Source organism: Halomonas sp. KM072 (assembly GCF_050710315.1).
GTDB classification, from domain to species: domain Bacteria; phylum Pseudomonadota; class Gammaproteobacteria; order Pseudomonadales; family Halomonadaceae; genus Vreelandella; species Vreelandella hamiltonii.
Genome location: NZ_CP136132.1, coordinates 2,986,718 through 3,008,051, shown reverse-complemented (window position 1 = coordinate 3,008,051; position 21,334 = coordinate 2,986,718). Strand labels below are relative to the sequence as shown.

Annotated in this window: 19 protein-coding genes and 4 pseudogenes; 15 read left to right on the top strand and 8 right to left on the bottom strand. The window is 51.4% G+C overall.

Annotated elements, in window-relative coordinates:
* Positions 1-118: 118 nt before the first annotated feature.
* On the bottom strand, positions 119-346 hold the full coding sequence (locus RVM26_RS14240) for a hypothetical protein (RefSeq protein WP_498939315.1): 228 nt from the start codon (positions 344-346) through the stop codon (positions 119-121).
* Positions 347-355: 9 nt separating this feature from the next.
* Positions 356-586, bottom strand: coding sequence for a hypothetical protein (locus RVM26_RS14235; RefSeq protein WP_498939314.1), 231 nt, complete (start codon positions 584-586; stop codon positions 356-358).
* Positions 587-619: 33 nt separating this feature from the next.
* On the opposite strand from RVM26_RS14235, the gene nusG reads away from it, so the two are divergent.
* Positions 620-910, top strand: coding sequence for a transcription termination/antitermination protein NusG (gene nusG / locus RVM26_RS14230; protein ID WP_498939312.1), 291 nt, complete (start codon positions 620-622; stop codon positions 908-910).
* A gap of 39 nt (positions 911-949) precedes the next feature.
* On the opposite strand, the gene speB is transcribed toward nusG, so the two are convergent.
* Positions 950-1,855, bottom strand: a complete 906-nt coding sequence (gene speB, locus RVM26_RS14225) for an agmatinase (RefSeq protein WP_498941769.1) — start codon at positions 1,853-1,855, stop codon at positions 950-952.
* Positions 1,856-2,012: 157 nt separating this feature from the next.
* On the opposite strand from speB, the gene RVM26_RS14220 reads away from it, so the two are divergent.
* The 7 genes from RVM26_RS14220 (at position 2,013) to RVM26_RS14190 (ending at position 11,569) form a co-directional block, all read left to right on the top strand.
* Positions 2,013-2,936, top strand: coding sequence for a LysR family transcriptional regulator (locus tag RVM26_RS14220; RefSeq protein WP_016915317.1), 924 nt, complete (start codon positions 2,013-2,015; stop codon positions 2,934-2,936).
* A gap of 197 nt (positions 2,937-3,133) precedes the next feature.
* Positions 3,134-4,705 (top strand): Re/Si-specific NAD(P)(+) transhydrogenase subunit alpha, encoded by a 1,572-nt coding sequence (locus RVM26_RS14215; protein WP_096921937.1) that lies wholly within the window; start codon positions 3,134-3,136, stop codon positions 4,703-4,705.
* A gap of 16 nt (positions 4,706-4,721) precedes the next feature.
* Positions 4,722-6,167 (top strand): NAD(P)(+) transhydrogenase (Re/Si-specific) subunit beta, encoded by a 1,446-nt coding sequence (locus RVM26_RS14210; RefSeq protein WP_498939310.1) that lies wholly within the window; start codon positions 4,722-4,724, stop codon positions 6,165-6,167.
* A 336-nt stretch (positions 6,168-6,503) separates the two neighbouring features.
* Positions 6,504-8,657 (top strand): catalase/peroxidase, encoded by a 2,154-nt coding sequence (gene katG, locus RVM26_RS14205; RefSeq protein ID WP_498939309.1) that lies wholly within the window; start codon positions 6,504-6,506, stop codon positions 8,655-8,657.
* Positions 8,658-8,904: 247 nt separating this feature from the next.
* Positions 8,905-9,153, top strand: coding sequence for a helix-turn-helix domain-containing protein (locus RVM26_RS14200; protein WP_016915307.1), 249 nt, complete (start codon positions 8,905-8,907; stop codon positions 9,151-9,153).
* 3 nt (positions 9,154-9,156) lie between these two features.
* Positions 9,157-9,444: a HipA N-terminal domain-containing protein gene (locus RVM26_RS14195; protein WP_498939307.1), complete on the top strand. Its 288-nt coding sequence runs from the start codon at positions 9,157-9,159 to the stop codon at positions 9,442-9,444.
* A gap of 103 nt (positions 9,445-9,547) precedes the next feature.
* On the top strand, positions 9,548-11,569 hold the full coding sequence (locus tag RVM26_RS14190) for a PhoX family protein (RefSeq protein ID WP_498939305.1): 2,022 nt from the start codon (positions 9,548-9,550) through the stop codon (positions 11,567-11,569).
* A gap of 18 nt (positions 11,570-11,587) precedes the next feature.
* Here RVM26_RS14190 and RVM26_RS14185 read toward each other — a convergent pair.
* From RVM26_RS14185 to RVM26_RS14165, 5 genes and pseudogenes are all read right to left on the bottom strand, one after another.
* A pseudogene (locus tag RVM26_RS14185) lies at positions 11,588-11,833 on the bottom strand (biotin-dependent carboxyltransferase family protein); the annotation flags it as partial.
* Positions 11,834-11,983: 150 nt separating this feature from the next.
* A pseudogene (locus RVM26_RS14180) lies at positions 11,984-12,801 on the bottom strand (IS3 family transposase); the annotation flags it as partial.
* Positions 12,802-12,818: 17 nt separating this feature from the next.
* Positions 12,819-13,927 (bottom strand): annotated as a pseudogene (locus RVM26_RS14175) (IS3 family transposase).
* Between the two features lie 117 nt (positions 13,928-14,044).
* A complete protein-coding gene (locus tag RVM26_RS14170) occupies positions 14,045-15,085 on the bottom strand; it encodes an AGE family epimerase/isomerase (protein WP_083844197.1) in 1,041 nt (346 codons plus the stop codon).
* A 13-nt stretch (positions 15,086-15,098) separates the two neighbouring features.
* Positions 15,099-15,905 (bottom strand): acetate and sugar kinases/Hsc70/actin family protein, encoded by an 807-nt coding sequence (locus RVM26_RS14165; RefSeq protein WP_156808511.1) that lies wholly within the window; start codon positions 15,903-15,905, stop codon positions 15,099-15,101.
* A 195-nt stretch (positions 15,906-16,100) separates the two neighbouring features.
* Between RVM26_RS14165 and RVM26_RS14160 the strand changes: the two are divergent.
* The 7 genes and pseudogenes from RVM26_RS14160 to RVM26_RS14130 all read left to right on the top strand — a co-directional run.
* Positions 16,101-16,633 (top strand): annotated as a pseudogene (locus RVM26_RS14160) (transposase); the annotation flags it as partial.
* A gap of 62 nt (positions 16,634-16,695) precedes the next feature.
* Positions 16,696-16,887 carry a hypothetical protein gene (locus tag RVM26_RS14155; protein ID WP_498941805.1) on the top strand — a complete coding sequence of 64 codons (192 nt, stop codon included), beginning with the start codon at positions 16,696-16,698 and terminating at the stop codon, positions 16,885-16,887.
* 197 nt (positions 16,888-17,084) lie between these two features.
* Positions 17,085-18,122 carry a hypothetical protein gene (locus tag RVM26_RS14150; protein ID WP_100732284.1) on the top strand — a complete coding sequence of 346 codons (1,038 nt, stop codon included), beginning with the start codon at positions 17,085-17,087 and terminating at the stop codon, positions 18,120-18,122.
* A complete protein-coding gene (locus RVM26_RS14145; protein ID WP_083844195.1) occupies positions 18,122-18,763 on the top strand; it encodes a dihydrofolate reductase family protein in 642 nt (213 codons plus the stop codon). The genes RVM26_RS14150 and RVM26_RS14145 overlap by 1 nt, the downstream gene beginning before the upstream one ends.
* Positions 18,764-18,765: 2 nt before the next feature.
* Positions 18,766-19,821, top strand: coding sequence for an iron-containing redox enzyme family protein (locus RVM26_RS14140; protein ID WP_100732283.1), 1,056 nt, complete (start codon positions 18,766-18,768; stop codon positions 19,819-19,821).
* Position 19,822: 1 nt separating this feature from the next.
* Positions 19,823-20,068 (top strand): Rieske (2Fe-2S) protein, encoded by a 246-nt coding sequence (locus RVM26_RS14135; RefSeq protein ID WP_162129522.1) that lies wholly within the window; start codon positions 19,823-19,825, stop codon positions 20,066-20,068.
* 26 nt (positions 20,069-20,094) lie between these two features.
* Complete coding sequence (locus RVM26_RS14130) at positions 20,095-21,285, top strand: MFS transporter (RefSeq protein WP_100732235.1); 1,191 nt, start codon at positions 20,095-20,097, stop codon at positions 21,283-21,285.
* Positions 21,286-21,334 lie beyond the last annotated feature (49 nt).

Genomic DNA, 21,334 nt, shown 5'->3' with positions numbered 1-21,334 from the left:
GCAACACATGGGTTGCGCGCTGTATCACCAGCCGACGGTATTTCAGCACGGCGAAACAGCCTTGGCTTACGGCAGCCTCAGTTTGGTTAATTACGGTTCGCAATGACATCTCCTGAATTCATAGAATAACCGCTGAACCGAAAAGCGCGTTTTCCTTCAGCACGGGCTCATACACTACCTTGATACCATTGGCCTTGGTGCGCTTCACCACGCCCTGCATGGCACCGACGTAGACGTTATCAGAGCCGGTTCTCATAATCCGCCTGTACACCCCGACCACCTGGGGCTGACGCCTGATGATGCTTTCAGCAATAAAATCCTTGTAGGTGCTGTTGGTAGGCGGCACGGGAATATCCTATTTGATAGCCCTTTGGGCTAACAGCCCGGCAAACTTCTGGGTACGGGGCGAGTGCTCCCCTACCACAATGTGAGCAGGGTGCAGTTTATCGTAACGCGCCTTTCCTTCCCGCAGGAGTTCCGGCGAGAAAATCAGGTTTTGCGTGCCAAATAGCTGGCTGGCGTCAGCGGTATAGACCATCGGCACGGTGGATTTGATCACCATTACCGCCTGAGGGTTAATGGCCATGACCTGCTGAATGACTGCTTCAACGCTGGAGGTATGGAGGGTGCTGATTTCCGGGCCCGCATCGTTGCATGTGGTGATCAGCCTGCGGTGATTGACGATGCGCTGGTGGCAGCACTGAAGACACGTGAACAGCAGAGTGAACCTGGCCCGTTGTTAGAGAAAGGGCAAGCTATTGCGGTTGAAAGCGGCCCCTTTGCAGGCTATTCAGCGGTGTTTCAGCAACTGCAAGGAGCCCGGAATGGTGAGGAGCGTGCCATCATCCTCCTGCAGTGGCTGAACCGTACTCAGACCGTTGAAGTGCCTGTCTCCCATTTGATGCGCTAACGCTTATGGCCTCGTCGCGTTAGGGAACCGGCTTTGCCATCACTTGACGGGCTTGGAAGCCGCCAGCGTGTAGAGGAATTCCAGCCCTAACGTGGCGGCGGCCAGCGAGGTAATGTCGCCGTGATCATAGGCCGGATTGACTTCCACCAAGTCCATGCCCACCAGTTCCATCCCCACCATGCCGCGCATTACTTTCAGCATCAGATCGGTGGACATACCGCCGCATACCGGCGTGCCGGTGCCGGGCGCAAAGGCCGGGTCGAGGCCGTCGATATCCAGCGTCACGTAGGCGGGGTGATGACCAACCCGCGCGCGAATGCGCTCCAGCACTGCCGCTGGGCCGTGGTCGTTCACCCAGTCGGCGTCCAGCACCTCGTAAGGGTGGTTGTGGCGGTCATAGCTGGTACGAATACCAATCTGCAGTGAATGCTCCGGGACGACCAGGCCTTCCTTCAGCGCATGATGGAAGATGGTGCCGTGATCATAGCGTGTGCCTTGCTCGTAGGTATCGGTGTGAGCATCGAAATGAATCAGCGCCAGCGGGCCGTGTTCACGGGCATGGGCACGCAGCAGCGGCAGGCTGATGTAGTGGTCGCCGCCCAGCGTGAGCATCTTTTTACCCGCTTTCAGCCAGCGCATGGCGTGGCTTTCCAGGTTGTCGATCAGACTTTCTGGTTCGCCATAGGCGTAGTCCAGGTTGCCTGCATCGCACACCCGCAGGCGCTCTTCCAACGCAAAATCCCACGGCCAGCGCTTGCCTTCCCAAATCAGGTTGGCCGTGCTTTGGCGAATCGCATTAGGCCCCATGCGCGTGCCCGAGCGGCCGGAGCAGGCCAGATCAAACGGCACACCGCTGACCACGACCTCGGCGTCGGTAGCGCTTGGGTCGGTGGCTTTGGGTACCCCCATGAAGGTGGAGATGACGTCACCAAACAGGCTCGGCATGATCTGCGATGGGTTCACCTAATGTGTTCTCCTATCAGCGTGCAGCGGGGGAAACGTGGGTTCGCGAGGCGAGAAAGCGCGACGATAAGGAATTTTTGGCGATGAATGAAATGAATGTTTAGAATGAAATCATTCATCTTATGGATAGTGAGCCCTCATGCGTTCGTTACGCCATTTTGACCTGAATTTGCTGCTCGTCTTCGAGATGCTGATGCGCGAGCGCCATGTCACCCGTGCGGCGGAAAAGCTCCATTTGAGCCAGCCCGCCCTGAGTCATGCGCTCAAGCGCCTGCGTGAAGCGCTGGATGACCCGCTGCTGGTGCGTTCCGGGCAAGGGCTGCAGCCGACCCCCCGTGCCTTGGCACTGTTGCCGGTCGTGCAGCAATCCCTGGCCGCCCTGCAGGCGGGGCTGGCACCCCCCGCGACCTTTGCAGCCGCCACCAGTACGCGGCGCTTCACCCTGGCCACCACGGATTATTTCGAGGAGGTCATGTACCCGGCGTTTTTGAGCCAGCTGCTGCGCAGTGCGCCCGGTCTCAGTTTTTCGATAGAGCTGATTACCCCCGACGTGCTGAACGAGGCACTGGAGCAGCGCCAGGTGGATATGGTGGTGGGGCTGGATCGCCAATCGTCGCTGCCCAGTGGCGTGGTGCAAACCCCCTGGCTGCATGAGGAACTGGTGTGCCTGGTGGCGCAGCACAACCCCCACGTGGGGGATGCGCTGGCGCTGGAGGCGTTTGCTCAGCTGGCGCACGTCGAGTTGGCCGACATCAGCGGCTTGCTGCCCAGCCCCATCGAGAACTGCCTGGCTCAGCACGGGTTGACGCGCCGTGTCATCTCCAAGAACTTGAACTACATTGCCGCTGCCCGCGTGGTTGCCCTCACCGATGCCATCATGACCCTGCCACGCCAGATGGCCGAGCGCTTCGTGGCCATGCTGCCGGTACGCATGGTGACGCCGCCCGCCGCGCTGCCCGCCCTGACCATGACGCTGATCCAGCATCAGCTTTACCTCAATGCCCCAGCCAACGTGTGGCTCACCGATCAACTGATGGCCTTTGCCAGCAGCAGCACCCGCTAGCAGTGCCCTAAGATGTCGTCGCTCTACAACCGGGTTGAATCGAAGGTTGAATGGCCACTGGCGGGCCTGGCGTTAGATCCTAAACTGCTAACGAGCAACGCCATGACGTTGCCATGACACGACGGCGTACCCGCTTCTGAGGTTGGTAATACACGGGGAGAGGCGTGCGCAGGGCGGGCTAACCAGGGAGAACGCGTGTGAAAATAGGCGCACCAAAAGAGAGTGCTAAAGGCGAGGCGCGGGTCGCGCTGACGCCGGACAGCGCGCAGCAGCTCCACAAGCTGGGCCATGAGTGCCTGGTAGAAGCGGGTGCGGGGGCCGGGGCCGGGTTCAGTGATGAGGCGTACCGGGCGGCTGGCGTCACCGTGGTCGAACATGCCGAGGCGCTATGGCAAGAAGCCGACGTGGTCGTCAAGGTACGGGAGCCCTCCGAGCAAGAGGCGCAGCGGCTGCGCGAAGGCCAAACGCTGATCGCGTTCTTCTGGCCAGCCCAACACGCGGCGCTGCTGGAAACCTGCAAAGCTCAGGGTGCCACCGTGATCGCCATGGACATGGTGCCGCGTATCTCCCGGGCCCAGAAGATGGATGCGCTCTCTTCCATGGCCAACATTGCGGGTTATCGGGCGGTGATCGAGGCGGGCAACAATTTTGGCCGCTTCTTTACTGGCCAGGTGACCGCTGCGGGCAAGGTGCCCCCTGCCAAGGTGCTGGTGATCGGGGCGGGCGTGGCGGGGTTGGCGGCAATCGGTACCGCTACCAGCCTGGGGGCTGTGGTGCGCGCCTTCGATGTGCGCCCGGAAGTTTCCGAGCAGATCGAGTCCATGGGCGCCGAGTTTCTGTTCCTCGATTTCGAAGACGCCCAGGACGGCGCGGAAAGCGGTGGCTATGCCTCGCCCTCCAGCCCTGAGTTTCGGGAAAAGCAGCTGGCATGTTTCCGCGCGCAGGCGCCCGAGGTGGACATCGTCATCACCACGGCGCTGATTCCCGGCAAACCCGCGCCCAAACTGTGGTTGGACGACATGGTGGCGGCCATGAAACCCGGCTCGGTGATCGTGGATCTGGCCGCCGAAAAGGGCGGCAACTGTGACCTCACCCAGCCCGATGCGCGCGTGGTGAGCGATAACGGCGTGGTGGTGATTGGCTATACCGACTTCCCCTCACGCATGGCCACCCAGGCGTCGCTGCTGTATGCCACCAACATTCGCCATATGCTCAGTGACTTGACGCCGGAGAAGGATGGCGTGCTCCACCACAATATGGATGACGACGTGATTCGTGGGGCCACGGTGACCCATCAGGGGGAAATCACCTTTCCGCCACCCCCGCCCAAGGTCAAAGCCATTGGCGCGGCCAAGCCGAAGAAGAAAGAGAAGCAGCCCTCGCCGGAAGAGAAGAAGGCCACCGAACAGGCGGCCTTCAAAGCACAGACCAAACGCCAGGTCGGCCTGTTGGCGGCAGGCGGTGCCGTGATGCTGCTGCTGGGGCAAGTCGCGCCAGCGTCGTTCATGCAGCATTTCATCGTCTTCGTGCTGGCCTGCTTCATTGGCTTCCAGGTGATCTGGAACGTGAGCCACTCGCTGCATACGCCTCTCATGGCGGTGACCAATGCCATTTCCGGGATCATCATCCTGGGGGCCATCCTGCAGATGGGGTCGGGGAGCGGTGTGGTGAGCGTACTGGCGGCGATTTCGGTACTGATCGCGTCTATCAATATCGTGGGTGGCTTCCAGGTGACACGCCGGATGCTGGCCATGTTCCAGAAATCCTGAGCGGCGGAGAAACGATATGCTAGGACAAGGGTTCGTATCTGCCGCGGCCATTGCGGCCAGCGTGCTGTTCATTCTTTCGTTGGGTGGGCTGAGCAACCAGGAAAAGGCCAAACGTGCCGTATGGTACGGCATCGTCGGGATGGCGGTGGCGGTGCTGTTCACCGCCTTCGGCCCCGGTATTGGCGGCTATGGGTGGCTGATCCCGATGATGGTGATTGGCGCCGGGATAGGGATTTACGTGGCGGGCAAGGTCGAGATGACCGAAATGCCTCAGCTGGTCGCGGCGCTGCACAGCTTTGTCGGGTTGGCGGCGGTGTTCGTGGCCTGGAGTGCCGACCTGGAGCGTCGCCGGGTGATGGCCGCGCGGGCTGCCGATGGCGTGATGCAGGAGTTTTCTGCGTTTGCTGCGCTGGTGGCCACCAAGGCACCGGACGAGCTGACCTTTCTGCAGATCGAGGTCGTGTTCGCCATCTTCATCGGCGCGGTGACCTTTACCGGCTCCGTGGTGGCCTTTGGCAAACTGGCTGGCAAGGTAGATGGCAAACCTCGCCAACTGCCCGGTGGACATAGGCTCAATGCCGGGGCGGCGGCGCTGTCGCTCTTGCTGGCGATCCTGTACCTCAATGGCGCGGGCTTCTGGACACTGCTCCTGCTGGCGGCACTGGCGTTCTTCATTGGCTACCACCTGATCATGGGCATCGGCGGGGCGGACATGCCCGTGGTGGTGTCGATGCTCAACAGCCACTCCGGCTGGGCGGCGGCGGCAGTGGGCTTCACCCTCTCCAATGACCTGTTGATCGTGACCGGCGCCCTGGTGGGCTCCTCCGGGGCCATTCTCTCCTACATCATGTGCAAGGCGATGAACCGCAACTTCATCAGCGTGATTCTGGGGGGCTTTGGGGGCACTCAGGGGCCTGCCGCCGAGATCGAAGGCGAGCAGGTGGCCATCGATGCCAGCGGCGTTGCCTCGGCCTTGAACGACGCCGATAGTGTCATCATCGTGCCCGGGTACGGTATGGCCGTGGCGCAGGCGCAGGCGGCGGTCAGCGACCTGGTACGCAAGCTGCGCGCTGCGGGTAAAACCGTGCGCTTTGCGATTCATCCGGTGGCTGGGCGTTTGCCGGGGCACATGAACGTGCTGCTGGCGGAAGCCAAGGTGCCCTACGATATCGTGCTGGAAATGGACGAAATCAACGACGACTTCGCCACCACCGACGTGGTCATCGTCATCGGCTCCAACGACATCGTGAACCCCGCCGCCGAAGAGGACCCCAATAGCCCCATCGCGGGCATGCCGGTACTCAAGGTGTGGGAAGCCAAGCAGGTGTTCGTCAGCAAGCGTGGCCAGGGCACCGGCTACTCGGGCATCGAGAACCCGCTGTTCTTCAAGGAGAACACGCGAATGTTCTACGGCGATGCACGGGATAGCGTGAATGCCCTGCTACCGCTGGTCGAAGGATGAGTAACGCTGGAAGATGAACTCGGGGAGCCCATGGGCTCCCCGATTTGTTGGCGGGTGTTGATGAAGATCGTGACATGCACTTGATAGTGGCTATCTTGGAAAGAGATGATGGAGCGCGTTCGATGCCCTAGGCATTGGCACGCTTGAAATGATTTCCAATAGCCGAGAGCTATTGAGTTGGTCAGAAAATGCAAATTGTGGCTATTAGCAAGGTGCTATAAAACTGTGACACATCAATAATGCATCCGAGGCGCCAGCAATCATCGCCTTCAGCGCAGATGCACTGTACTTGTTCCCTTGGTCATTCCAAGGCATAGAGCAATAAGGGAGAGAGCTATGAGCGGTAAATGTCCTGTCATGCATGGTGGCAACACATCGACTGGTACTTCCAACAAGGACTGGTGGCCGGAAGGGTTGAACCTGGATATCTTGCATCAGCAAGATCATAAATCAGACCCGATGGGCGCAGACTTCAACTACCGTGAAGAAGTGCGCAAGCTCGACTTCGACGCATTGAAAAAAGACGTTCATGCGCTGATGACCGATAGTCAGGAGTGGTGGCCAGCCGACTGGGGCCACTACGGTGGCTTGATGATTCGTATGGCGTGGCACTCCGCAGGCACCTACCGTATTGCCGATGGCCGTGGGGGCGGTGGCACTGGCAGCCAGCGTTTTGCACCGCTCAACTCCTGGCCGGACAACGTCAGCCTGGACAAGGCGCGTCGTCTGCTGTGGCCGATCAAGAAAAAGTACGGCAACAAGATCAGTTGGGCCGACCTGATGATCCTGGCAGGTACTGTGGCCTATGAGTCCATGGGTCTGCCCTCCTACGGCTTCTCGTTTGGCCGTGCGGACATCTGGGAGCCGGAAAAAGACATCTATTGGGGCAACGAGAAAGAGTGGCTGGCGCCCTCCGACGAGCGCTACGGCGATGTCGACAAGCCCGAGACCATGGAAAACCCGCTGGCGGCCGTCCAGATGGGGCTTATCTATGTGAACCCGGAAGGCGTGAATGGCCAGCCCGACCCGCTGAAAACCGCCCAGCAAGTGCGCGAAACCTTCGCTCGCATGGCGATGAACGACGAAGAAACGGCCGCGCTGACGGCGGGTGGCCATACGGTGGGCAAGGCCCACGGTAATGGCGATGCCGGTGCGCTGAGTGCCGAGCCCGAAGCGTCCGACGTCGAAAACCAGGGCTTTGGCTGGAACAACCCGCACATGGACGGTAAAGCCAGCAAGGCGGTCACGTCGGGCATCGAAGGGGCGTGGACCACTCACCCGACGAAATTCGACATGGGTTACTTCGACCTGCTGTTCGGCTACGAGTGGGAGCTGAGAAAGAGCCCCGCCGGTGCCCATCAGTGGGAGCCGATCGATATCAAAGAAGAAGACAAGCCGGTCGACGCCACCGACCCCTCCATTCGCCATAACCCGATCATGACCGATGCGGACATGGCGATGAAGATGGACCCGACGTATCGCGCCATCTGTGAAAAATTCATGGCGGACCCGGAGTACTTCAAGCAGACCTTCGCGAAGGCCTGGTTCAAGCTGACCCACCGCGACCTGGGCCCGAAAGCGCGCTACATCGGCCCGGAAGTACCGGCGGAAGACCTGATCTGGCAAGACCCGGTGCCCGCAGGCAGCACCGACTACTGTGAAGAAGTCGTCAAGCAGAAGATTGCGGCCAGCGGTTTGTCCATCGGCGAGATGGTCGCGACGGCCTGGGACAGTGCCCGTACCTACCGTGGTTCCGACATGCGCGGTGGCGCCAACGGCGCGCGTATTCGTCTGGCACCGCAAAAGGATTGGCAGGGCAACGAGCCCGAGCGTTTGGCCAAAGTGCTCAGCGTTTACGAGCAGATTTCAGCCGACACCGGTGCCAGCGTGGCGGATATCATCGTGCTGGCGGGTAGCGTCGGTATCGAACAAGCTGCCAAGGCGGCGGGCTACGATATCCGTGTGCCCTTCCTGAAAGGCCGTGGCGACGCAACGGATGAGTTGACCGATGCGGACTCTTTCGCACCGCTGGAGCCGCTGGCCGATGGCTTCCGCAACTGGCAGAAGAAAGAGTACATCGTGAAGCCGGAAGAGATGCTGCTCGACCGTGCGCAGCTGATGGGCCTGACAGGCCCGGAAATGACCGTGCTGCTGGGTGGCATGCGTGTGCTGGGCACCAACTACGGTGGCACCAAGCACGGCGTCTTCACGGACCGTGAAGGCCAGTTGACCAACGACTTCTTCGTCAACCTGACCGACATGGCCAACACCTGGAAGCCGGTGGGCAGCAACGCCTACGAAATTCGCGACCGCAAGACCGGTGCCGTGAAATGGACCGCCTCGCGGGTGGATCTGGTGTTTGGCTCCAACTCGCTGCTGCGCTCCTACGCCGAAGTGTATGCCCAGGACGATAACGCCGAGAAATTCGTCAAGGATTTCGTGTCCGCCTGGACGAAGGTGATGAATGCGGATCGCTTTGACGTCGCGTAATCACTATTAGTGCCAGCAAAAACCCCGCATCTCAAGATGCGGGGTTTTTGTATCTGCAGCCCTCGAGTCTTTACGTGCCAAAGTCCTTTCTGAGGTGCTCTGAACATGCTACGGCCAACAGGCATATCAAGAAATCCTCTACAGCGGATAATTGCGAAAAATCCTTTACAGAGGATAAAATGCGTCTTATCCGCTAAAAGGGATAGATCCAAGGGGCCGTCCTGAGGAATCGTTCTGAGACATAGCCATGAAAATTACCTCACCCGATATGCTGGCCAAGGCCTTGAAAGAAGCCCGCTCCCATAATGGCATGAGCCAGAAAGATGCCGCCGAACAGGTCGGCATCAAACAAGCCACCGTCTCCGCTTTCGAGAATCACCCGGAAAAAAGCCGCGTTGAAACGCTCTTCAAACTGATGGCTGCCCTCGGGCTAGAGTTACATGTGGCAAAGAGAGAGAGTAAGCAAAGTGAACAGGTGTGGGATGAGGAGTGGTAACCAGTGGCTAACCTGACGGTAGCACTCAACGGTATCGAGGTAGGCCGACTCAGTCTCGGCCGTTCCGGCGCCATGGCTTTCCGCTATCTGCCTGAATGGCTAAACCGCCCCGGCGCACGCGCTATTTCATTATCCATGCCGTTATCTTCGGCAAGCTATCGTGGCGCGGTGGTTTACAACTTCTTCGATAACCTGCTGCCCGACTCCGAAGCGATTCGCGCCAGAATGCAGGCAAAATTTCAGGTGCTATTCAGGCTTCGTCAAACCTTCACCCAACTGTCACGAGCATGACATGTTGCGCGCCGATGCTGCTGAGCAAGCCATATTGGCTGTTTCTCATATAAGCAAGCAAATGGGTAAGCCAGCAGTAGGCCGCTCATCAGGGAGATGCATCATGACGAAGAAAACCGTGGCAGGCAGTGTCGATAGCGTAATGGCTCAGGGGGATGAGCCGCTCAGCAACCGTTCCAGCAATGCCTATTTTGGCGACATTCTGGAGCGTCGCTTGAGCCGCCGAGGCGTCCTCAAAGGGGGATTGGCAACGGTGATCGCGGGCCTGATGGCGACCAGGCTGCCGTTGACGCAAGCGCTGGCCGCCAATGCGGGCGCGGGTTCACCCACCATGGGCTTCAAGCCGGTAGGTGTCAGCGCTGCCGATAACGTCGTGGTGCCTGCGGGCTATCGCGTGCAGAGCTTCATTCCCTGGGGGACGCCCATCACGGGCGACATGCCCGCGTTCAGCCTGGAAGCTTCCGGGGAGCAGCAGGCGCATCAGGTGGGCAGCCATCACGACGGCATGCACTTCTTTGCGCTGAACGGCAGCTCCACCGACGGTCTGTTGGTGCTCAACCATGAATACGTGGAACCACGCTTTTTGCACGCAGCGGCCAGTGGCCTGGCGCTGGACCGCAATGGCTTTCCTCAGCATGACGATGGCAGCCGCGATGCCGATCAGGTGATCAAGGAGATGAATGCCCACGGCGTGAGTGTCGTGCGCGTTCGTGCCAATGAGCAAGGCGAGTGGGAAGTGGTGCAGGATGCCCTGAATCGCCGCATTACCGCCCAAACGCCCATGCAGCTCTCGGGCCCGGTGGCGGGCACGGAACACCTCGTTACCCAGTACAGCCCGGAAGGTCTGATGACGCGTGGCACCTTGAACAACTGTGCCCACGGGGTCACGCCCTGGAACACCTACCTGGCAGCCGAAGAGAACTGGGCGGGCTATTTTGCCAACACGGATACCGACATCGATCGTCGCCAGTCGCGCTACGGGATAGAAACCCGCGACACCGGTCGTTATCAATGGCACCGCGCCGATCAGCAGAGCGATCAGTTCAGCCGCTTCGATGCCAGTAGCCGGGGAGCCAGCCCGGCAGAGGACTTCCGTAACGAACCCCATGCGTTTGGCTGGATGGTCGAAATCGACCCGATGAACCCCGATTCCGTGCCGGTCAAGCGTACCCACCTGGGGCGCTTTGCCCATGAAGGCGTCATCTTTGCCCCTGCGGTGGAAGGGCAGCCCGTGGTGGCGTACTCCGGGGACGACTCCCGTTTCGAGTACATCTACAAGTTCGTTTCACGGCGCCCCTTCGACGCCGCGACGGCGGACGGCAGCCTGTTGGATGAAGGCACGCTTTATGTGGCCAGGTTCAACGATGATGGCAGCGGCGAGTGGTTGGCGCTGGCCCCCGGCCAGAACGGCCTGACGCCCGAGAATGGCTTTGCGGACCTGGCGGATATCCTGGTCAATACGCGCAGTGCCGCCGACCATGTGGGCGCCACCAAGATGGATCGCCCGGAGTGGGGCGCCGTCGACCCGCAAACCGGCGACGTCTACTTCACGCTGACCAACAATACGCGCCGCGCAGAGGGCGACGAGCACCCCGCCAATCCGCGTGCCAACAACAGCTTTGGCCATATCATCCGCTGGCAGGAAGAGGGCACTCACGCAGGCGAGCGCTTTGCCTGGGACCTGTTCGTGCTGGCAGGCGATCAGGACGATAGCCGCGACCTGGCGGGCAATGCGCTGGTAGAAGACAACATCTTTGCCAGCCCCGACGGCCTGTGGATCGATGCCGACCGCCGAGTATGGATACAGACCGACATCAGCGAATCCGAAATGAACACCGGTATCTACGAAGTCTTCGGCAATAACCAGATGCTGGTCGCCAACCCGGAAACCGGCGAGATCAAGCGCTTCCTGACCGGGCCTGTGGGCCAGGAAATCACCGGCGTGGTGACCACTCCAGACCAGCGCACCATGTTCGTCAACGTCCAGCACCCCGGCGCCACCACCACCGAAGAAGCCTTTGCCGAAGGCCGCTTCACCAGCCACTGGCCGGAGGGCGGCAGCGCCATCCCGCGTTCTGCCACGCTGGTCATTACCCGTGAAGATGGCGGCATTATCGGCGCGTGAGTAGTGCTCTCAACGCCCTCACAACCAGGTATCCAGCAGGCGGCGATACGCCGCCTGCGCCTGGGTTGCGCTGATGGGCTGCAAACGCACTTCTGTACCCGGCAGGCACTGTGCCAGCCGGGCGCAGGCCATAGGCGTGAGGGCGCCCAAACGCGGGTAGCCCCCAATGGTTTGGCGGTCGTTCATCAGGATGATCGGCTGGCCATCGGGGGGGATCTGCACGGCCCCTAAAGGAATCCCTTCCGAGACGATGCCGCCCAGGCGATGTGCTCGGAGGTAGTGCCGCCACTCCTATCGACCGTCCAGGGCGTTATGACACCCCTATTGCCGAACAGGAAGACTGGCGCAGCGGTCTGCCGATTGCTAGGCCAGCTTATGGCGACCACACTATTCCCTGAGACGCAGCTGTAGTGGTCAACTAATACCGGACAGTAATTTAAGGTTTTCCTCAGCCACCACGGGAGGCAGGCCATCGTTAAACGAGTGAGGGCGCTGCTGGTTGTAGTAACCCATCAGATAGCTACTAACGTCTTTCTTGGCCTCAGGTAGATTTCGATATCCCCACGCCGGTATCCACTCTGATTGCAGGCTCCGGAACAGTCTTTCCATCGGCGAGTTGTCCCAGCAGTTGCCACGTCGGCTCATGCTTTGTTTCACTCGATAGCGCCAAAGTCTTTGGCGGAACTTGCGGCTTGCATACTGACTACCCTAATCGTAATGGAACATGACGTTCTTAGGCTGACCACGTTGTTCCCAAGCGTGATCCAGCGCTTTCACAACAAGATCTGCATCTGGGCTGGACGACATGGCCCAGCCAACAACACGACGAGCGTAAAGATCCAACACAACGGCCAGGTAGCTCCAACGCTGGCCACTCCAGATATAAGTGATGTCACCACACCAGACCTGATTGGGCTGGCCTAGTGCAAATTTGCGGCCAAGATGATTCGCAATATCAGGTCGCTCAACGGTCGCCTGCTCGTAAGCATGGGGCCCGGCTGCTTGCAGACCAACCCCATTTCGCTCATCAAACTCCGAACCTTGAAACGGCCGATGGTGACGCCTTCTTCGCTGAGCAACTTCTTGATTGAGCGGCTGCCCGCTGAGCTGCGACTCTTTTTGAAAAGGCGGCTTACCTGAGCTTTTAAGGCCAGACGTTCAACATCCACACGGTGCCGCCGCTGGCGGTACTCGTAGTAACTGGAGTGGCTAATATCAAACGCGTTACAGACCCGACGTCTCCCCATCTTCAGTAGCACCCGGGGTTAGAGTCTGACGTTACTTTATCGTGTTTTACCACCAATTGCTTGGCATAGGCTGCAGGGGTCAAGCCACTAAGACTCTTCTTCGGTCTTTCCTCGTTGTACTCACGCCGCCATGCCACGATGATCACCTTGGCGTGATGAAGGCTGGTGAACCAATGCTCATTCAGGCACTCATCTCGAAAGCGCCCGTTAAATGATTCGATGTAGTTGTTTTGATTGGGTTTTCCAGGCTCGATTAAAAACAGGGCAACACCACGTTGATGAGCCCACGTCAGCATGGCGCGCCCGCAGAACTCCTTGCCATTATCCGTACGAAGGGCGCCTGGTAGGCCACGCTGTAGCGCTAGATGATCCAGAACTCGTGTTAACATGGCACGGGCAGGCACGATAGCCACGGCTTCGTGAGTAGCGTCGTCGGCAATGGTGAGGTTCTTGATCACTCTCCCTTCCGCCGTGCGGTCAAACACAAAATCCATGGACCAGACCTGATTGGCAGCACCAGGGCGGCCAAGGGGTTTGCGTTCAGACAGGGGAATCTTCTTACGCTTGCGTCGCTTCACCTGTAACCGAGCCGCAGCGTAGAGGCGTTCGACGCGCTTGTAATTGACCTGTTCACCGGCTTGACGCAGCTTCAGGTAGATCATGCCCGCGCCGTAACGACGATGCCGGTGTGCCAAGGCAATAATGCGTTCACGCAGTGTCTCATTGCGGTCAGGGGCCGATTGGTAGCGCAAGGCACTGGCACTCATACGCATGACACGGAGCGCTCGGCGCTCACTCATGCCACGTGACACCATAAAACGCACCGCGTCTCGAGGTGCCGGGACGCTCACCACTTTTTTCTCAGCGCCTCGCGAGTGACCTCCCTCTCCAGGAGCTACTCCGCAAGCAGCTTTTTCAGGCGTCCATTTTCGGCTTCGAGCTCCTTGAGCCGTTTGGCATCCGGCACACTCATGCCGCCAAACTTGCTGCGCCACAGATAGTAACTGGCTTCCGAGAAGCCGTGCCGACGGCACAGCTCCTTGATAGGCAGCCCCGCTTCGGCTTCGCCCAGGAAGCTAATGATCTGTTCTTCGCTGAAACGCTTCTTCATGTCCCATCTCCTTAGCATAGGATCGGACTCTAAAGTGTAGCGCTACTCAATCTGGGGGTGACGTCGACCCTGTAAAACTATTGTCTAAGTCGTATGCATCAAAGTTTTTTAGCTGGCCTATAATTTTGGTCGAGCTTTTCTTAACACGGAGGCCATCTCTATTATGTGATATCCTGTGGTGGTTTTGCACTGTAACTTAACATCATCTTCATATTCTCTGTAATGGGAACTCCGAGTAAAAAATCTTCTTTCCATTACATTGTAATAAGATAAGCTTCTTTCGAATTCACCAACAAGTATGCTTGCTCTAATATACTCTAGGCTAGGCCATATTCTTTGTTTTTGATTAATAGGTAAAAAGCTGTCATCGTATTCATTAATAATTATTCCATGCTCATTTCTCTTTACGAGTGATAGAGATGCCCTATAAAGTGACTGTGCAATCTCATGAGCACCACTACTTTTTTCTAAATTAAGTAGTAAAGATACCCATTCAAAATTATGCCCTAACTGATAGCATTCAAAACTGCCATCTTCATTAGCATATTCAGCAATAATATTATTTTTAGGGTTTAAAAATTTATGCATGATGGTTTTGTAGTACTTTAAAGCATAACTTTCATTAATTATTTTCGTCTTTGCGCATTGAGTTAAAGACTCAAATATATGCATGGCAGAATTTTGTTCTATGCCAACTTTTAAATTTATTGGTCTGAATAGCAAGCCAGAAAGCGTAATATCTTCAATTAACTTCAGAGAATTTCTAATATCATTATTTAATTCTTTTTTTGGCATGGCATCAGAGTGAAGATAAAGAATAGATTGCGAATAAAGAAGAAAGCTCAACTCGTAAGCGGATAGCTTAGATAGTTCAGTAATATTGTGTTCTTTATCAAAATAAGAAGAGTACTCACTTTTGTTTTTTACAGCTTCGTAGAGCCTTATTGCTAGTTTTAACAATTTTTCATCGTTAAAATATTCGTAGCTTTTAAGAAGGAAGATAATGCCGCGAGTCTGACAAAGTAGTCTAGGAGAGGCGTTGGCTCTAAGCTCTTGTGAATCAGGGAAAATAACCTCCGGGACGAGACCAAAGCTATTGAGAGATGAGGAAATGTTGAAGATAAGCTCAGAAATGATTTTTTCACAATTTGAAAACATGAAGTTAATTCCATTAAATTTTTAATAATCTATCATTAAAGAAGTGAATATTTTCTTTTTCAATGATGTAAAGACCTTCTAAAGCGATAGGTTCTGGATGGAGTGAAACTGCGATATCACCCAGCTGATGTGACATGGTTTGTTTCTTTCGGTTTAAGTATGCATATTGCATAGATAAACTTTTAAGGGCTTTAGTATTTTCATCTGCTGAAATTACACCACCAACCAGCACTATTCTATCAGGCAGGTAAAGACATGATAAGTTAGACAGCCAAAGAGCTAATAGGGAAGTATATTCTTCTGACATATGAACTTTTGTTTTTTTCGTCTTGATTGTTTCTCTTACCAACCTGCTTCCATCTAGGTCTATAGCACAAAACCCAAACTCAGACCGTAAGATAGATATAAAGCCATCGTGTACATTTAAGTAACATGCGCAGGTACCTGTGCCTAAATTAACAACTAATGTAGATCCACTATAATACTTTGTTGCGCCCAAAGCAGCAGCAGCAACATCATTAACTGCATGTAACGACATTTTCTGTGAATGAAAAATTCTTTTGCATTCATCTATATCGAAGTTAAGAAAAGGAATATCATTGGAAAAAACTGCATTCTCTCCGATATGAGCTGCAAAAGCCGCCACAATTTTTGTAGCATATGGAGAGGTGTTCTTAACTAGCGAGATGAGCTTACTTAATGAGTTGATGTCTGATGTAGGTACATTGTAGGACCCATTCGACGACTTTATTTTTATATTAGTACCACCAACATCTAGGTAGGCCACGCTACTTTGAGAAGTGTCAATGTAAGTAATCATTTTTGCTCATAATTTTTCATTTGGTTTATAAGTTTTGCCCAATTCATCATTTCTTTATGTAAAGTGTAACCTACCATTTTGTAGCATGCTAGTAAGTTAAATGTCGAGGGTTAGGTACGACGTTGAGGCTGTAGAAAAACCCCTTTGACAGCCAGGTTTTGGTAGGATCGGGAAAACAGGCGGGGAGTGGTCAGCATGCCGCGCTTCAAGGTTTACAACTACGATCAGAACGCCATGGTGGTGATCAACTACCAGGATCAGCCTCAGCCTGGCACCTTCGAACACGCAGTGCATTACCTGATCGAGCATAAACTCGACTTGTCGGTTTTCCATCCGGGATATCGCAACGACAAGACAGGTCGGTTGGCCGATGATCCGGCCATCCTGTTGAAGATCATCCTGTTTGCCTACTCAAAAGGGATCACCTCCAGTCGCGAGATGCAGTGGTGCTGCGAGACCAATATCATTTTCAAAGCCCTGTCCTGCGATACCGTTCCCCACTTTACCACTCTGCATGCCGACGAAATTGAAGCGCTCTTTGAACAAGTGCTATTGGTGTGCCACGAACAAGGCTTACTGGGCAACGAACTCTTTACCATTGATGGCCGCAAGATGTCCTCCGATGCCTTTAAAGAGTGGTCGGGTACGTTCAAGGTGTTGAGCGAGAAGCGGGAGAAGCCTGGTTCGGCATCACCTGCTAGAGCACTACGCTCGTGATAAAGCCGAAACGGAAGCCGATTTGGATCGGGACATTCACCGAGCCAGGATGATCCTCTCACTAGATGCTGTTATGAACAAAGTGGATCGCTTCCTAAAGACGCACAGCCCAATGATGGACCGAGGGAAGCGAATTAATGAGGTGAAGAGCAACCTCACCGATAACGAAAGCGCCAAGATGATCACCAGTAAAGGCACGATCCAGGGTTATAATGGTGTGGCCAACGTCACCCCATCTTCAGTAGCACCCGGGTTTAGAGTCTGACGTTACTTTATCGCTTTTTAACACTAGTTGCACTGCATAGGCTGAAGGGGGCAGGCCATCAAGACTCTTCTTCATCAATGGATGACGTCGGGTAGGTATTTGCAATATTTCAAATTAGTGAATTTTTTGTTTCATCCGTTGACATGTTAAAAAAAAACAATATATCATCCTTTATTAAAATTATTTAGGTGGCGCTAATGAACGGTAAGAAAAGCTCTTTTGATTTTAGTTTCGGTACATTCGGAGTTCATGCTGCGCATGCTGAGGCAATTTCGGGAATAGCACCAACAATAAGTAAAAATGTATTAGCTGACCCTTTTGGAATGATAACGCCCGGAAATCATTTTTCAAATCTGATGTTTATGGATGGATATGGGTGGGTGTCAAGCCCTAGTAATGAGTTGTTTGATAAAAAAAAGGTTGAAGATATTACAATTGCTTTGACTGACTCTTTCTTAGATATTTCTGAGATAAAGGGCATGATAAAATCAGGCGACTTGGATATTGATGGTGAAATAATTAATCATGATGGTTGTGTAAAAGTAACAAAGATTTCGATACAACCTGTTTGGGATATAAAGAGTATATGTGATTATTATTCAGTTACTGAGGAGAATTATTTAAGCAAATTATTTAAGTATACCGGTTTAGAATCTGAGTCTTTTTTGAAAAAGAGAGTGTTTATTCCATCTGTTCCAGCTAATACTCTTTATGTTGTAACGAAAAAACCAATATCAATTGGAAGCTTGCATAGTTTAGATATTCTTAGAGTTCATGATGAGTGCAATAGCTCAGATGTATTCGGTTCAACTATGTGTAGTTGCAGGCCTTTTTTAATTGAGGGTATAGTAAAATCGATCAAGTCTGCTCAGTCAGGTGGTAATGCAGCAATATTGTATATGCGCCATGAAGGCCGTGCCATGGGCGAAGTAAGTAAGTTTTTAATATATAACCAAAGAAAATATTTTTATAAAAATAAGGTAACTGATTATTTCGGTAGTGCGGTGGACATTACAAATCATTCTGATATCAGGAATCAGGATATAGCAGCTGAAATATTATATTGGGCTGGAGTAAAAGTAGTAAAAAATTTTGTCTCAATGAGCCCTCACAAGACTAAGGCTCTAGGCGATAAAAATATAATAATTGAAAATACTGGAGTCAATTACCAAGAGATAATCCCTAAAGAATCAAACATAGAGATTGAAGCAAAAATCCTTGCAGGTTATAAATAATGAATAGCATAGTAACGTTATTAGTCGAGGTGAGTTTAAATGGAAAAATCGACGAAGGGAATGGTGTTTCAAGTAAATCATTTTATCGTTATCAAAATAGCTCTGTAAGAGATTTTACACATAAGATTAGATCTGAATCAGACTGTATAGTGATTGGGAGAAAAACTCTTGAAACTGATAATCCATATTTAAGTGTCGATCAGAAATTATTCCCAGGTAAGAAGATTTCTAAAGTTATTGTTGGAAGGAAGCCAATAAAAAATGAAAATTTAAATGTTTTTGATGGCAATGGAGATGTATATTTTTTAGGAAATATAAAGCACCCTATAGACTCTCGTGTAAGGTTAATGCCTGTAGATAAGAATGAGTTAGAAGCATGTGAAATTGTTTCTTCTTTAAGGTCAGCAGGTTTTAATAGAATATTGATAGAAGGTGGGGCGAAGCTTCTGGAGAAGTTTTTAATATCAGGTAGCTTTGATAGATTGATTATTAAGTCTATTCCAATATTATGCTCAAGCGGAGCAAGTGATTTTTTAGATTTAATAGACAGCCCAACCATTAAACTGAGTTTATTAAAAAGCTATACTGCTGGAAATGTTTCTGTTTCTGAATATGAGTTGTTAAAAACTGGATTAATGTAATCATGAATGAATTTCATTCTAGCCAGCTAGAGTTGTCAAAGTGGTATGTTTCAAACTACGTAGTATTAGTTGGAGGCGCACAAAATGAAGATGATAATTATAAAAGATTTGTTTCACAATACGATAGATGCGAGTTGGAAAAACTTTTTATTAAAAAACATGAGCATGAGGAATTTTTCCGGCGTCATTATAATAAAATAACACAAGATAATGCTGAATTTAATCTAAATCGCGAGATTGAAGAAATAAGTAAAAGCGATTGCGACCCAGTTGCTAAAACTCTTTTAAAACATAAACGCTTAGACTTATATAAAGTATATCTAATCCAAGCATCAATGGACTTACTGGCAGAAGCTTCTGCATCAGGCTTTGGTTGTCTTGGAGTTGGAGGAGAACTGCAGACTGATTTATTTCGAATATTAGTAGACGAATTTGGATGCGGTAATTATAGTGAGAAGCACTCTACTTTGTATGCGGTGCTAATGGAAAAATTTGATCTCGATTCAAGTTATTTACATTATCTAAAACATTTTTCAATTGATGCAATTGTTTTCCATAATTTTGTACATTTCCTGTTTCAGAACAGGCGTAATTTTTTCTTGCAACTCGGATTTCTTGCGTGCGCAGAATCATCATATAGGAAGTCAACACACGAACACAATGAGGCATTAAAAGAATTAGGGGTTGAAAATAAGTATAGGAAATATCATTCAGAGCACGCCCATATTGATATTTTCCATACGGAAATTATGCAGGATATATACGAGAATAAAATAAAAGAATTCGGTGATCTTGCAAAACAAGATTTCGCTGCAGGTTTTAAAATGACAGAGTTTTACGGTAAGCGTTTAGCTGACAGCATTTCTAATGCAATGGAATGTATTGTAGAAGCAGGCATGAAAAGTTTTAGTAATGATATGATTATAGATAGCGCTCTTATTTTTGAACCGTCTGATGAGGATGACGACTATCTAATTAGCGGCTCTTTTATTGTTAATAAAAAACAGCTAGAAAAACACAATCTTTGCGATTACCCATTATATAAGGTTTTGTATTAAAGTGAGTATTTTTTTTGTTGCGCGGGATATATATTTCCAAGGGAAAAGACTTTTATTAGTTGAGATAGACGGTGTTCATTACTCTATTGAAGATAAGTGTCCGCATAGAGGGGGGCTAATTAGTAGAGGAAAAATTTGCGAAAAAGGAATCATCTGTCCATTACATCATAAAATTTATACTAAAAATATGATAAAAAAGAATTGTGTAGAATTTGATTTAAAATCTAATAGTGATTTTTTAATATAATTTGCATCAAATAAAACGGCACACTCATGATTAAACCATTTTGGTCTGGCAGATATTTTTTTTATTTGGCAGACCATTTGTCTGAATTGATAATTGTTTGGTTTGCCTGGCAGCTAACAGAATCTGCAGCTTCAGTTGGGATAGCTGTTTTTGTATCAAGGTTGCCATATTGGTTGTGCTCTATATTGATTGGATTCTTGGTTGATAAATTATCGCCTGGGAAGACTATATTTTTTGCAAATTTGTTAAGTTCTATTATATTGGTGGGTATTCCAATGTTTTTTTACATTAGGATATTAGATTATTATTTGTTTTGTTTTTTGGTGTTTTTGTATTCATCTTGTAAAGTTTTTGATATGCTTGCAACGAGAAAAATTGTTGCTGAAATCTCTATGGGTTATGAGTATGTCAAGACAAATACTTTAATTGATATCTCAAAAAGAGCAGGAAGGCTGACAGGTCCCTTAGTTGCTTACTTAATGCTTTTTTATTTTTCGGAAAGTTTGATATTTGTTCTTACCATGGTCTTTCATGTATTTATTTGTTTTTCTTGTTATATTGAAATAGTTGTTCCGAAAGAAAAAAATCATAACAATAGAGAATTGATTTTACAGTCGCTTAAAAATTCTTTATTTAGGTATTTCCGAAACTCCAAACTGGCTAGGTTGGCTTTTTTATATGTTTTTATAAACCCTGTTTACTCAATTTCTTTATGGGTGTTTTTGCCTGTTTATTACGATGAAATTATGTTGTCAGGGGAGAGAGGTTATAGCTTTGCAATGTTCTTACTGTCTCTAGGGGCAATGATGTCAAGTATATTAATCTATAAGAAAGGTATTAAGGATGAAATGAACTCGGTGCTTCTCGGTTTTATTGTTTTTTCTTTAGGTTTTTTTCTGCTGTCCCTATCAACTGGACTACTGTCTTCATTTTTATCAATATTGATTATTTCTTTTGGGATACCTCTTTTTGATGTAGGGTCGGCATCTATTGTTAATAGCGAATCATCAAAGAAAGATCAAGCTAAGTTTTACTCGCTATTTAGATGTTTTGCAGAACTTGGTTTGGCAATTGGTTTGCTAGCTGGTGGTCATTTAATTGACATTTTTGGTTACCGTAATGCTGCAAGCACTATCTCCTTAATTTATATTTTTTTGTTAACTATTGCCCTCATTATAAATTTAAAAAGCCGAGAAAAGGGAAAGTCTCATTTTTGACATGCAACTAAATTGAAATTCAGTATTAGAGTGGCTAACCAGTCTAGTG

Excerpts from the sequence above, each read along its gene's own strand:
- RVM26_RS14150 (WP_100732284.1), top strand. The coding sequence starts at position 17,085 with ATGAACGGTAAGAAAAGCTCTTTTGATTTTAGTTTCGGTACATTCGGA.
- RVM26_RS14165 (WP_156808511.1), bottom strand. The coding sequence starts at position 15,905 with ATGATTACTTACATTGACACTTCTCAAAGTAGCGTGGCCTACCTAGAT.
- speB (WP_498941769.1), bottom strand. The coding sequence starts at position 1,855 with ATGCCGAGCCTGTTTGGTGACGTCATCTCCACCTTCATGGGGGTACCC.
- nusG (WP_498939312.1), top strand. The coding sequence starts at position 620 with ATGGAGGGTGCTGATTTCCGGGCCCGCATCGTTGCATGTGGTGATCAG.
- RVM26_RS14190 (WP_498939305.1), top strand. The coding sequence starts at position 9,548 with ATGACGAAGAAAACCGTGGCAGGCAGTGTCGATAGCGTAATGGCTCAG.
- RVM26_RS14170 (WP_083844197.1), bottom strand. The coding sequence starts at position 15,085 with ATGTTTTCAAATTGTGAAAAAATCATTTCTGAGCTTATCTTCAACATT.
- RVM26_RS14235 (WP_498939314.1), bottom strand. The coding sequence starts at position 586 with ATGGCCATTAACCCTCAGGCGGTAATGGTGATCAAATCCACCGTGCCG.
- RVM26_RS14140 (WP_100732283.1), top strand. The coding sequence starts at position 18,766 with ATGAATGAATTTCATTCTAGCCAGCTAGAGTTGTCAAAGTGGTATGTT.
- RVM26_RS14155 (WP_498941805.1), top strand. The coding sequence starts at position 16,696 with ATGAACAAAGTGGATCGCTTCCTAAAGACGCACAGCCCAATGATGGAC.
- RVM26_RS14130 (WP_100732235.1), top strand. The coding sequence starts at position 20,095 with ATGATTAAACCATTTTGGTCTGGCAGATATTTTTTTTATTTGGCAGAC.
- RVM26_RS14210 (WP_498939310.1), top strand. The coding sequence starts at position 4,722 with ATGCTAGGACAAGGGTTCGTATCTGCCGCGGCCATTGCGGCCAGCGTG.
- katG (WP_498939309.1), top strand. The coding sequence starts at position 6,504 with ATGAGCGGTAAATGTCCTGTCATGCATGGTGGCAACACATCGACTGGT.
- RVM26_RS14200 (WP_016915307.1), top strand. The coding sequence starts at position 8,905 with ATGAAAATTACCTCACCCGATATGCTGGCCAAGGCCTTGAAAGAAGCC.
- RVM26_RS14220 (WP_016915317.1), top strand. The coding sequence starts at position 2,013 with ATGCGTTCGTTACGCCATTTTGACCTGAATTTGCTGCTCGTCTTCGAG.
- RVM26_RS14145 (WP_083844195.1), top strand. The coding sequence starts at position 18,122 with ATGAATAGCATAGTAACGTTATTAGTCGAGGTGAGTTTAAATGGAAAA.